Below are 12,727 nucleotides of genomic sequence, written 5' to 3'. Positions count from 1 at the left end.
CATCGCCGAATCATAAGGATACAAATTCATGTCGCGCTCCCTGACCGGCGCCCTCGCCCACAGCTTTCTGGGCCAGTCGCCGCTTTGGTACAAGGCAGTCATCTGCCTGTTCCTGGTGCTCAACCCGCTGCTGCTGGTTACCGCCGGCCCGGTCGCTGCCGGCTGGGCACTGGTGCTCGAATTCATCTTCACCCTGGGCATGGCCCTGAAGTGCTACCCGCTGATGCCTGGCGGCCTGCTGCTGGTCGAAGCCCTGCTGTTGCAGATGACCACCCCGCAAGCCCTGTACGAAGAGCTGCAGCACAACTTCCCGGTGATCCTGCTGCTGATGTTCATGGTCGCAGGCATCCACTTCATGAAGGAACTGCTGCTGTTCCTGTTTTCGCGCATCCTGCTGGGGGTGCGTTCGAAGGCAATCCTGGCGTTGCTGTTCTGCGTGCTGTCGGCATTCCTCTCGGCGTTTCTCGATGCGCTGACCGTGACCGCCGTGATAATCAGCGCCGCGGTGGGTTTCTATGCGGTGTACCACCGCGTCGCCTCCGGGGCAAACCCGCGCGAAGACAGTGCGCTGGACAGCGACCAGCAGGTCGCACAGTTGCACCGTGAAGACCTCGACCAGTTCCGCGCCTTCCTGCGCAGCCTGCTGATGCATGGCGCGGTGGGTACCGCCCTGGGCGGCGTGTGCACGCTGGTGGGCGAGCCGCAGAACCTGCTGATCGGCCATGAGATGGGCTGGCATTTCGCCGATTTCTTCCTGAAGGTGGCACCGGTGTCGCTGCCGGTGCTGGGCGCCGGCCTGCTGACCTGCGTGCTGCTGGAGAAGCTGCGCCTGTTCGGCTACGGCACGTTGATGCCCGAGCCGGTGCGTCAGGTGCTGGCCGCCTACGCCGCCGAGGACGATGCAGCACGCACCACTGCCCAGCGCATCGCGCTGTGGGTGCAAGGGTTCGCCGCACTGATCCTGATCGTCTGCCTGGGGCTGCACGTTGCCGAGGTCGGCCTGATCGGCCTGATGGTGATCGTGCTGATCACGGCATTCACCGGCATCACCGACGAACACCGCCTGGGCCGTGCCTTCCAGGACGCCATGCCGTTCACCGCTTTGCTGGTGGTGTTCTTCGCCGTGGTGGCGGTGATTCACCAGCAGCAACTGTTCAGCCCGTTGATTGCCTGGGTGCTGGCGCTGCCGGCCGAGCAGCAACCGGGCATGCTGTACCTGGCCAACGGCCTGCTGTCGGCGATCAGCGACAACGTGTTCGTTGCCACCATCTACATCACCGAGGTGAAGCAGGCGTTCCTCAATGGCAGCATGAGCCGCGAGCATTTCGAGACGCTGGCGGTGGCGATCAACACCGGCACCAACCTGCCGAGCGTGGCGACGCCGAATGGGCAGGCGGCGTTCCTGTTCCTGCTGACTTCGGCGATTGCGCCGCTGATCCGGCTGTCGTACGGGCGAATGGTGTGGATGGCCTTGCCCTATACCGTAGTGATGGGTGGGCTGGGGTGGTGGGCGGTGACCTACTGGCTTTGAGGTAGCCTGCACCGGCCTCTTCGCGGGTGAACCCGCTCCCACAGGTACTGCACAGCCTTCGAAACTGTGGTGATCATGTGGGAGCGGGTTTACCCGCGAAAGGGCCAGTGCAGACCACTCAAACAGCCCTGTCGATTCTGCTGCCTGCCATTCGACTATCCCATGCCCCTAGCCACCCCGGCTGCCAACAGGAGAGTCCCCATGCGCAAACTCATCGTAGCCGCCTTCATCAGCCTCGACGGTGTCATGCAAGCCCCCGGTGGCCCGCAGGAAGACACCAGCGGCGGCTTCACCTACGGCGGCTGGATCGTGCCCTACGCCGAGGAAGTCTTCGGCCAGGCCATGCAGGCCCTGTTCAGCCAGCCCTTCGAGTTGCTGCTGGGCCGGCGCACCTACGACATCTTCGCCGGCTACTGGCCAAAGGTAAAAGACAGCTCGGAAGACTTCTCCATCGCCAACCTGTTCAACAGCGTGCCCAAGCACGTGGCCACCCACACCCCCGCAACCCTCGACTGGCACAACAGCCATGCTCTGGGCGCAGACATCACAGCAGCGGTCCGCGCGCTGAAACAACAGGACGGCGCCAACCTGCTGACCCAGGGCAGCAGCGATCTGGTGCAGCAATTGCTGGCAGCGGGCCTGGTCGATGAACTGCAACTGCTGATCCACCCGTTGCTGCTCGGGCACGGCAAGCGCCTGTTCGGTGACGATGCGGCAGCGGCGGCCTTCACCCTGCAGCACTCGCAGGTTTCGCCCAAGGGCGTAGTCATCACCCGTTACGTGCGTGCCGGCGAAGTGCAGACCGGTTCGTTCTGAAAGGCACGATTCCGTACAACTTTTGCCTCTCGCTCGCATCGAAACACAGGTAAGCCCCGTCCGTATCAAGGAGGTTCACCATGGCGCTACGCACCACGTTGCTGTTTTGCTGCATGACCCTGGCCCTGTTCGGCTGTGCCGGCAACGATCACCCGGCGCCGCCGCGCACCCAGCAGGTCGACCTGCAACGTTACCAGGGCACCTGGTACGAACTCGCGCGGTTGCCGATGTTCTTCCAGCGCAACTGCGTGCAGTCCGAAGCGCACTATGGCCTGCGAGAGGACGGCCGCCTCGACGTGACCAACCGCTGCCAGGAAAAGGACGGCCAGTGGAACCAGGCCAAGGGCATCGCCGAAGCCCAGCAACCGGGCAGCACCGACAAGCTCTGGGTGCGCTTCGACAACTGGTTCAGCCGCCTCGCGCCCGGCCTGACCAAGGGCGAGTACTGGGTGCTGTACCACGACCAGGACTACCGCGTAGCCTTGGTCGGCCACCCGAACCGCGAATACCTGTGGCTGCTTTCGCGCACGCCCGCGGTCACCGACCAGCTGCGCGAACAACTGCTGACGATCGCCCGGGAGCAAGGCTATGACACCAGCAAGCTGATCTGGCGGCAGGCCGAGTAGGCAACACCTGGCGGGCCATCGACGACATGCGGCAATCCGGCTAAGGTGTGCGCCCTTACCACCTCGAAGGAACGAGCCCGTTGAGTACCACGCCGCTACCTGCCCCCCGTATCCGTCCGACACCCATCCGCCCGCTGGTGCTGACGTCACTGCTGGACTGAAACAAGGAGCCAGACCATGGATTTGCTGTTCCTGGGCACCTCCGCCGGCGTGCCGACCAAGGCACGCAACGTCAGCGCCATCGCAGTGATCGAAGCCAGTGGCAGCCACTGGTATCTGGTCGACTGCGGCGAAGGCACCCAGCACCGGCTGCTGCATACGCCGCTGTCGATCCGCGACCTGCGAGCCATCTTCATCACCCACGTGCACGGCGACCATTGCTTCGGCCTGCCGGGCCTGCTGGCCAGCGCTGGCATGAGCGGGCGCACCCAGCCGCTGGACCTTGTCCTGCCCGCCGCCCTGCACGACTGGGTGCGCCAGGGGCTGGTGGCCAGCGATACCTTCCTGCCGTTCGAACTGCGCCTGCTGGCCGTGGAAGAGCTGGTGGAATGGCGCAGTGACGCCCTGCAAGTGACCAGCGTGCAGCTTTCGCACCGGGTGCCGAGCGTCGGCTTCGTGTTCACCGAGCTCAACCCCGAACCGCGCCTGGACATACCGCGCCTGGATGCCGACGGCATCCCCCGCGGCCCGCTGTGGGGTGAGCTGGCCAAGGGTTTGACGGTGCAGCATGGCGGTCGGCTGCTGCACGGCAATGAATACTTGCGCCCTTCGCGCCCGCCACGGCGGGTGATCGTGTGCGGCGACAACGACAACCCCGAGCTGTTGGCCGACGTCGCCAAGGGCGCGGACGTGCTGGTGCACGAAGCCACGTTCACCCAGGCGGTGGTAGAGCGCACGGGGGTAACCTTCGGCCACAGCACCGCGGCTGCAGTGGCGCGCTTTGCCGAAGCTGCGGGCGTGCGCAACCTGGTGCTGACGCACTTCAGCGCCCGCTACCAGAACGACCCACGGCGCAGCCCGAGCATCGACAACGTGCGCGACGAAGCCCTCGCCCACTACAGCGGGCAGCTGACCCTGGCGCAGGACCTGCAGCGCTATCACATCGGGCGCGATGGCTGTCTCGAACCGGCCGGATGATTTGGCATGGCCACAATTGTGCACGCGGCACGTTCGACCTGCGTCTGCCCCGGGCAGATCTGATCAGGCTGGTGCGATCCTCTGTGGGAGCGGCCTTGTGTCGCGAAAGGGCTGCAAAGCAGCCCCAGTATCTTGAGATCAACGCTGATATTGCCGGGGCCGCTGTGCGGCCCTTTCGCGACACAAGGCCGCTCCCACCTCGACCGTATCAGCCGCAAGCCGGCTTGCCGGCGATGAGGCCAAGGTAGGCAGCGCAACCTGCTGACGGTAACGGCGCTAGGCCGCCAACCGCCCACTGGCAATCGCCTCCGACGCTGCCAGCATCGCGCGCAGCAACACCGCGCAGCCCGCAGCAAGGTCCTCGGGCGTGGCGTTCTCGATCTCGTTATGGCTGATACCGTTCTCGCACGGCACGAAAATCATCCCCGCCGGCCCCAGTTCGGCCAGGAAGATCGCGTCGTGCCCCGCGCCGCTGACGATGTCCATGTGCGGCAGGCCCAGCGCCTGCGCCGATTCGCGCACGGCATCGACACACCCTTGGTCAAAGTACAAGGCCGGGAAATCGGCCGTGGGTACCAGTTCGTGGCTCAGGCCATGCCTGGCACAGGTCGCCTCGATCACCGCGCGCACATCGGCAATCATGGCATTCAGCTGCTCACCCTCCAGATGACGGAAATCCAGGGTCATGCGCACTTCGCCCGGGATCACGTTGCGCGAGCCCGGGTAGGCCTGCAGGCAACCCACCGTGCCACAGGCATGGGGCTGGTGGCCGAGGGCGGTGCGGTTGACTGCCTCCACCACCGCCGCCGCGCCGACCAGGGCGTCCTTGCGCAGGTGCATGGGCGTAGGGCCGGCATGGGCCTCGACACCGCGCAGGGTCAGATCGAACCACTTCTGACCTAGCGCGCCCAGCACCACGCCGATGGTCTTGGCCTGATCTTCGAGGATCGGGCCCTGCTCGATATGCGCTTCGAAATAGGCCCCCACCGGGTGGCCTGATACGGCGCGCGGGCCGGCGTAGCCGATGGCGTTCAACGCCTCGCCAACGCTGACACTCTGGGCGTCGCGCTTGGCCAGGGTTTCCTCCAGGGTGAACTTGCTGGCGAACACCCCGGAACCCATCATGCACGGCGCAAAGCGCGAACCTTCCTCGTTGGTCCACACCACCACTTCCAGCGGTGCTTCGGTTTCGATGCCCAGGTCGTTGAGGGTGCGGAGCACCTCCAGCCCAGCCATCACCCCGAAGCAGCCGTCGAACTTGCCACCGGTGGGCTGGGTGTCGATATGGCTGCCGGTCATCACCGGGGGCAGCTTGGGGTTACGCCCCGGGCGACGGGCGAAGATGTTGCCGACGGCGTCGATGCTGACCGTGCAACCGGCGCCCTCGCACCACTGCACGAACAGGTCGCGGGCCTGGCGGTCGAGGTCGGTCAGGGCCAGGCGGCACACGCCGCCCTTGGCGGTGGCACCGAGGCGGGCCAGGTCCATCAGGGACTGCCACAGGCGGGTGCTGTCGATGTGGTGCTGGGTGGATTGCAGTACTTGTTGGGCTGGGGTCATGGGATTTTCCTCAGGCATTTTTGTTGTCTGTGCCGGCCTCTTCGCGGGTAAACCCGCTCCCACAGGTACAGCGTTGGCCTCAGGACCTGCGCTGTACCTGTGGGAGCGGGTTTACCCGCGAAGAAGCCAGCGCGGTCTCACGGCAAGGGCTTGGCCACCCGCGCCGGGCTGCGCGCGACCACGCCGGCGAAGAGGTAATACAGCGCCCCGCCCAGCAGCGAACCGGTGAACCAGCCGTAGTCGTAGAACCAGCTGAAACTGCTGTTGCCAATGGCCATCACGGTCAGCGCGACCGGCAACGCAAAGGCGGCAAAACCGGCCCAGTTCCACGCCGGGTACACGTCGTCGCGGTACAACCCGGCCAGGTCCAGCTTCTGCCGACGGATCAGGAAGTAGTCCACCACCATGATCCCGGCGATCGGCCCCAGCAGGCTGGAATAGCCCAGCAGCCAGTTGGAGTACACGCTCTCCAGGCTCAGGTCGGAGACGATCCAGCCCAGCTTCTTCAGCAGCTCATGGCCCATCAGCGCCAGGCCGATGAAGCCGGTCAGCCACACCGCGCGGCTGCGCCCGATCAGGCGTGGGGCGATGTTCTGGAAATCGTTGGTCGGCGACACGATGTTCGCTGCGGTGTTGGTCGACAGCGTGGCGATCACGATCAACGCCATGGCCAGGGCCACCCAGAACGGGCTGTGGATCTTGCCGATCAGGCTGACCGGGTCGGACACGGTCTCGCCAACCAGCGATGCCGAAGCAGCGGTGAGCACAACGCCCAGCGCGGCGAACAGGAACATGGTCAGCGGCAAGCCGAAGATCTGCCCGAGAATCTGGTCCCTCTGGCTGCGGGCGTAGCGGCTGAAGTCGGGGATGTTCAGCGACAGCGTGGCCCAGAAACCGACCATGGCGGTAAGCCCGGCACAGAAGTAGCCGAGCATGTTCGCCCCTTCCGGGCGCTTGGGCGGCTGGGCCAGCAGTTCGGTCATCGACATGTGCGGCAAGGCCCAGAACAGCAGGCCGACGCCGACCGCCACCAGCAGCGGTGCCGAAAGCGTTTCGAGCCACTTGATCGACTCGGCGCCGCGCAGCACCACCCACAGGTTCAGGCACCAGAAGATCATGAAGCCGATCACCTCGCCGGTGCCGCCCAAAGCTTTCCAGCCGTCGAACACCGAGCCGAGGAACAGATGGATGGCCAGGCCGCCGAACATGGTCTGGATGCCGAACCAGCCACAGGCGACCACTGCCCGGATCAGGCATGGCACGTTGGAGCCGAGGATGCCGAACGACGAACGCAGCAGCACCGGGAACGGAATGCCGTACTTGGTGCCAGGGAAGGCGTTGAGGGTGAGCGGGATCAGCACGATCAGGTTGGCCAGCAAAATCGCCAGCAAGGCCTCGCCCACGCTGAGGCCGAAGTAGGCGGTGAGCACGCCGCCGAGGGTGTAGGTGGGCACGCAGATGGACATGCCTACCCACAGGGCGGTGATATGCCATTTGTTCCAGGTGCGCTGGTGCACCTTGGTCGGGGCGATGTCGTGGTTGTAGCGCGGGCTGTCGAGGACATCGCTGCCCTCGGACAGCTCGAACAGGCCATCCTGCTCGACCACTTCCGATCTGCTCTGCTGCATGGGGGCCTTCTCCAGATGTTCTTGTAGTTGTTTGCCCATCGGGTTGATGCGATGGCCGGAGTACACACGCTTTATGTGCTTGAAAATCTCGACCAGATTTCCATCTTGTCAAGTCAGTCAAAGTTTCAAAAAGCCCCGTAGTCAGCACCGCAAATCAAATAATTTCCTTAATTTCAATGAGTTAAAAACCACAAAATTAATGGGAAAATTTTCTTGCTGAATGCCGTATCTGCATCTAGCCTCCAATCTTGTCAGGTCTGACAGGATTAACCGCCCTGCCCGCCCTGCACCCAGACAATTCCAAGAACCGGCCCAGACCGGTCAGCCTGCGAGGAAAACGGCATGTCCCTGTTGATCCGTGGCGCCACCGTGGTCACTCACGAAGAGAGTTACCCCGCCGATGTCCTGTGTGCCGATGGCCTGATCCGCGCCATCGGGCAAAACCTCGAACCGCCCACCGACTGCGAGATCCTCGACGGCAGCGGCCAGTACCTGATGCCCGGCGGCATCGACCCGCATACCCACATGCAGCTGCCGTTCATGGGCACCGTGGCCAGCGAAGACTTCTTCAGCGGCACCGCCGCGGGCCTGGCCGGTGGCACCACCTCGATCATCGACTTCGTCATCCCCAACCCGCAGCAGTCGTTGCTGGAGGCCTTCCACACCTGGCGCGGCTGGGCGCAGAAAAGCGCCAGCGATTACGGCTTCCATGTCGCCATCACCTGGTGGAGCGAGCAGGTGGCCGAAGAAATGGGCGAACTGGTGGCCAAACATGGGGTGAACAGCTTCAAGCACTTCATGGCCTACAAGAATGCGATCATGGCCGCCGACGACACCCTGGTGGCCAGCTTCGAGCGCTGCCTGCAACTGGGTGCGGTGCCCACCGTGCATGCCGAGAACGGCGAACTGGTGTACCACCTGCAGAAAAAACTGCTGGCCCAGGGCCTGACCGGGCCGGAAGCCCACCCACTGTCACGCCCCTCCCAGGTCGAGGGCGAGGCGGCCAGCCGCGCCATCCGCATTGCCGAGACCCTGGGCACGCCACTGTACCTGGTGCATGTTTCCAGCCGCGAAGCGCTGGACGAAATCGCCTATGCCAGGGGCAAGGGCCAGCCGGTGTACGGCGAAGTGCTGCCAGGCCATCTGCTGCTGGATGACAGCGTCTACCGTGACCCGGACTGGGCCACCGCCGCAGGCTACGTGATGAGCCCACCGTTCCGTCCGCGCGAACATCAGGAGGCGCTGTGGCGCGGGCTGCAGTCGGGCAACCTGCACACCACCGCCACCGACCATTGCTGCTTCTGCGCCGAGCAGAAAGCCATGGGCCGCGACGACTTCAGCCGTATCCCCAACGGCACTGCCGGCATCGAGGACCGCATGGCGGTGCTGTGGGATGCCGGGGTGAACAGCGGGCGCCTGTCGATGCATGAGTTCGTCGCGCTGACCTCCACCAACACCGCGAAAATCTTCAACCTGTTCCCGCGCAAAGGTGCCATTCGTGTTGGCGCCGACGCCGACCTGGTGCTGTGGGACCCGCAAGGTACGCGCACCATCTCGGCCAGGACCCACCACCAGAAGGTGGACTTCAACATCTTCGAAGGCCGTACCGTGCGCGGCATCCCCAGCCATACCATCAGCCAGGGCAAGGTGCTCTGGGCCGATGGCGACCTGCGTGCGGAAAAAGGCGCGGGCCGGTATGTGGAACGGCCGGCGTATCCGTCGGTGTACGAGGTGCTGGGGCGCAGGGCCGAAGTGCAGCGGCCGACGCCCGTCCAGCGCTGAAGCCATTGGGGCTGCTGCGCAGCCCATCGCGACACAAGGCCGCTCCTACAGGAGTGCGCGGTTCCTTGTAGGAGCGGCCTTGTGTCGCGATGGGGCGCGCAGCGGCCCCAGAAACCACCGCAATGCTTGTCGCCTGCATCCATAAAAATAGAGAGGCTACAACCGTGATCGACGCCCTGAACCACTTGCCGCGCCCCCAGGCCGGCGCCGACCAGCTGGCCGAGCGCTTCAGCGACCTGGCCCCACCCCTCACCGCCCGCCAGGCTGCCGTCGAAAGCGCACGCTGCCTGTATTGCTATGACGCCCCCTGCGTCAACGCTTGCCCCAGCGACATCGACATCCCGTCGTTCATCCACCGCATCAGCGACGAAAACCTGCAAGGCGCCGCCGAGCGCATCCTCTCGGCCAACATCCTCGGCGGCAGTTGCGCACGCGTCTGCCCGACCGAAATCCTTTGCCAGCAAGCCTGCGTGCGCAACAACGCGCAGGAATGCGCACCGGTGCTGATCGGCCAGCTGCAGCGCTATGCCCTGGACAACGCCCAGTTCACCGAGCACCCGTTCCAGCGCTCGCCGGCCACTGGCAAGCGCATCGCCGTAATTGGTGCTGGCCCCGCCGGGCTGTCGTGCGCCCACCGCCTGGCCATGCACGGGCATGATGTGGTGGTGTTCGAGGCCAGCGACAAGGCCGGTGGCCTCAACGAGTACGGCATCGCCCGCTACAAGCTGGTGGACGACTACGCCCAGCGTGAAGTGGAATTCCTGCTCGGCATAGGCGGCATCGAGATCCGCCATGGCCAGCGCCTGGGCAGCAACCTCGGCCTGGGCGAACTGCGCGATCAGTACGACGCAGTGTTCCTCGGCCTGGGCCTGAATGCCGTGCGCCAGCTCGGCCTGCCGGATGAAGAAGCCCCCGGCCTGCTCGCCGCCACCGCATACATCCGCGAACTGCGCCAGGCCGACGACCTGAGCCAGCTGCCCCTGGCCGACCGCTGCCTGGTGATCGGCGCCGGCAACACCGCCATCGACATGGCCGTGCAGATGAGCCGCCTGGGTGCCCGCGATGTCAACCTGGTGTACCGCCGTGGCCATGCCGACATGGGTGCCACCGGCCACGAGCAGGACATCGCCAAGGCCAACCAGGTACGCCTACACACCTGGGCCCGCCCCGATGCCGTGCTGCTGGACGACAGCGGCAAGGTGCGCGGCATGCGCTTTGCCCGCACCGAGCTGGCAGACGGCCGCCTGCGCGACACCGGCGAAACCTTCGAGCTGGCCGCCGACGCCATCTTCAAGGCCATCGGCCAACGCTTCGACGACGCCAGCCTCGGCGACCCGGTGGCCGCACAACTGGCTCGCGACGGCGAGCGCATCCGCGTCGACGAAAGGATGCAAACCAGCCTGCCGGGCGTATATGCCGGCGGCGACTGCACCGCCCTGGGCCAGGACCTTACCGTCCAGGCGGTGCAACACGGCAAGCTGGCCGCCGAAGCCATCCATGCCCAACTCATGCTCAACGTGGAGGCTGCGTAAATGGCCGACCTGTCCATCGAATTTGCCGGCATCAAGGCACCCAACCCCTTCTGGCTGGCCTCCGCACCGCCAACCGACAAGGCCTACAACGTGGTCCGCGCCTTCGAGGCCGGCTGGGGTGGCGTAGTGTGGAAAACCCTGGGCGAAGACCCGGCGGCAGTCAACGTGTCGTCGCGCTACTCGGCGCATTACGGCCCCAACCGCCAGGTGCAGGGCATCAACAACATCGAGCTGATCACCGACCGCTCGCTGGACATCAACCTGCGCGAAATCACCCAGGTGAAGAAGGACTGGCCCGACCGCGCGCTGATCGTGTCGCTGATGGTGCCGTGCGTGGAAGACTCGTGGAAGTTCATCCTGCCGCTGGTGGAAGCCACCGGGGCCGATGGCATCGAACTGAACTTCGGCTGCCCGCACGGCATGCCGGAGCGCGGCATGGGTGCTGCGGTCGGCCAGGTGCCGGAGTACGTTGAAATGGTCACCCGCTGGTGCAAGACGTACTGCTCGCTGCCGGTGATCGTCAAACTCACGCCGAACATCACCGACATCCGCCAGTCGGCGCGCGCCGCGCACCGTGGTGGGGCCGATGCAGTGTCGCTGATCAATACCATCAACTCGATCACCAGCGTCGACCTCGACCGCATGGTCGCCCACCCCATCGTCGGCGACCAGAGCACCCATGGCGGCTACTGCGGTTCGGCGGTAAAGCCGATTGCCCTGAACATGGTGGCGGAAATCGCCCGCGACCCGCAAACGCGCGGCTTGCCGATCTGCGGCATTGGCGGCATCGGCAGCTGGCGTGACGCAGCCGAGTTCATGGCCCTGGGCAGTGGCGCCGTGCAAGTGTGCACGGCAGCGATGCTGCACGGCTTCCGCATCGTCGAGGACATGAAGGACGGCCTGGCGCGCTGGATGGACCAGCACGGGCACCGCAACATCGAGGCGTTCCGCGGCCAGGCGGTGGGGCATACCACCGACTGGAAGTACCTGGACATGAACTACAAGTCGGTGGCGCACATCGACCAGCAAGCATGCATTGGCTGCGGGCGCTGCCACATTGCCTGCGAGGATACTTCGCACCAGGCGATTGCCAGTACGCTGAAGGCAGATGGCACGCATGCCTACAGCGTGATCGAGGAGGAATGCGTGGGCTGCAACCTGTGCCAGATCACCTGCCCGGTGGAGAACTGCATCGAGATGGTGGCTCAGGATACCGGCAAGCCGTACCTGAACTGGACGCAGGACCCGCGTAATCCCTACCGCGAGGCCAGTTGAGGCAGATTGCTGCCCGGCCCATCTGGTGCGGTTCGTGTAGGAGCGGCCTTGTGTCGCGATCGGGCCGCAAAGCGGCCCCGGCAATTTGCGCTTTGATGCAGAAAACCGGGGGCCGCCTTGCGGCCCGATCGCGACACAAGGCCGCTCCTACAAAAGCCGCGTCAGCCTGGCTCTCGGTTCAAGGCTCCAGCCCGATCCCCCGCAAGATCACGCTGGTCACCGTCTGCACGGCATTTTCAAAGGCCATGTCCGACAACGCCTCCCCGCCATTGAGCAACGTCACCTGGTAACCAAAGTCGGCATAGTGCTGGGTCGAGGCCCAGATCATGTACAAAAGCGCCGACGGTTCCACCGGCAGGATGCGCCCCTCCTCCACCCAGCGGCGGATCTTGGCTTCCTTCAGCTTGGCCCAGGGCACCAGGCTTTCATCCAGGTTCACTCCCAGCACCGGCGCCCCATGCAGCATCTCTTCGGCCCAGATCTTCGAGCCCAGCGGTCGCGAGCGCGAGTGGCCCATCTTCGCCCGGATGTAACTGGTCAGCACCACGCGCGGGTCGTCGAAGTTCTCGAAGCACAGCGCGTCCTGCTTCCACACATCCAGCAGGTCCTGCAGCACCGCGCGGAACAGGTCGTCCTTGGTGCTGAAGTAATAATGCAGGTTGGAACGCGGCAACTCGGCGTGCTCGGCGATATCACCCATCGAGGTGGCGCCGTAGCCCTTCTCGGCGAACACCTTTTCCGCCGCCTGCAGGATCTTCTCGATATTGCGCCGGCGGATTTCGATCTTGTGGTTGGCCATCAGGCTTGGGCCGTCCACACCGCAAGCTCATAACCGTCTGG

At 64.9% G+C, this 12,727-nt stretch carries 10 protein-coding genes; 7 read left to right on the top strand and 3 right to left on the bottom strand.

All coding sequences use genetic code 11. The features are described from left to right. The first annotated feature begins 28 nt into the window (after window positions 1–28). The 4 genes from nhaB to ABIB24_RS09145 all read left to right on the top strand — a co-directional run bounded on the left by nhaB (window position 29) and on the right by ABIB24_RS09145 (window position 4,110). On the top strand, window positions 29–1,531 hold the full coding sequence (gene nhaB / locus ABIB24_RS09160) for a sodium/proton antiporter NhaB (protein WP_274078708.1): 1,503 nt from the start codon (window positions 29–31) through the stop codon (window positions 1,529–1,531). 201 nt (window positions 1,532–1,732) lie between these two features. After that, the gene (locus ABIB24_RS09155; RefSeq protein ID WP_274078707.1) at window positions 1,733–2,347 is read left to right on the top strand and encodes a dihydrofolate reductase family protein; all 615 of its coding nucleotides are present in this window, start codon (window positions 1,733–1,735) and stop codon (window positions 2,345–2,347) included. A gap of 80 nt (window positions 2,348–2,427) precedes the next feature. Then, complete coding sequence (locus ABIB24_RS09150) at window positions 2,428–2,973, top strand: lipocalin family protein (protein ID WP_085590553.1); 546 nt, start codon at window positions 2,428–2,430, stop codon at window positions 2,971–2,973. Between the two features lie 177 nt (window positions 2,974–3,150). Then, on the top strand, window positions 3,151–4,110 hold the full coding sequence (locus ABIB24_RS09145; protein WP_137164372.1) for a ribonuclease Z: 960 nt from the start codon (window positions 3,151–3,153) through the stop codon (window positions 4,108–4,110). 276 nt (window positions 4,111–4,386) lie between these two features. On the opposite strand, the gene ABIB24_RS09140 is transcribed toward ABIB24_RS09145, so the two are convergent. After that, on the bottom strand, window positions 4,387–5,670 hold the full coding sequence (locus ABIB24_RS09140; RefSeq protein WP_354316347.1) for a Zn-dependent hydrolase: 1,284 nt from the start codon (window positions 5,668–5,670) through the stop codon (window positions 4,387–4,389). 137 nt (window positions 5,671–5,807) lie between these two features. Further along, complete coding sequence (locus ABIB24_RS09135) at window positions 5,808–7,298, bottom strand: NCS1 family nucleobase:cation symporter-1 (protein WP_137164374.1); 1,491 nt, start codon at window positions 7,296–7,298, stop codon at window positions 5,808–5,810. A 342-nt stretch (window positions 7,299–7,640) separates the two neighbouring features. Between ABIB24_RS09135 and hydA the strand changes: the two genes are divergently transcribed. From hydA to preA, 3 genes are all read left to right on the top strand, one after another. Continuing rightward, on the top strand, window positions 7,641–9,080 hold the full coding sequence (gene hydA, locus ABIB24_RS09130) for a dihydropyrimidinase (protein ID WP_137164375.1): 1,440 nt from the start codon (window positions 7,641–7,643) through the stop codon (window positions 9,078–9,080). Between the two features lie 164 nt (window positions 9,081–9,244). Beyond that, complete coding sequence (locus ABIB24_RS09125) at window positions 9,245–10,612, top strand: NAD(P)-dependent oxidoreductase (protein WP_274078705.1); 1,368 nt, start codon at window positions 9,245–9,247, stop codon at window positions 10,610–10,612. Beyond that, window positions 10,613–11,887, top strand: coding sequence for an NAD-dependent dihydropyrimidine dehydrogenase subunit PreA (preA, locus tag ABIB24_RS09120; RefSeq protein ID WP_025339796.1), 1,275 nt, complete (start codon window positions 10,613–10,615; stop codon window positions 11,885–11,887). Between the two features lie 178 nt (window positions 11,888–12,065). Here preA and ABIB24_RS09115 read toward each other — a convergent pair whose 3' ends face one another. Next, window positions 12,066–12,686 carry a TetR/AcrR family transcriptional regulator gene (locus tag ABIB24_RS09115; RefSeq protein WP_025339797.1) on the bottom strand — a complete coding sequence of 207 codons (621 nt, stop codon included), beginning with the start codon at window positions 12,684–12,686 and terminating at the stop codon, window positions 12,066–12,068. Window positions 12,687–12,727 lie beyond the last annotated feature (41 nt).

This window comes from Pseudomonas sp. UYEF17 (assembly GCF_040546125.1).
In the GTDB taxonomy this organism is placed as follows: domain Bacteria; phylum Pseudomonadota; class Gammaproteobacteria; order Pseudomonadales; family Pseudomonadaceae; genus Aquipseudomonas; species Aquipseudomonas putida_Z.
The sequence above is the reverse complement of the archived record's forward strand: the minus strand, read 5'-3'. Positions and strand labels throughout refer to the sequence as shown.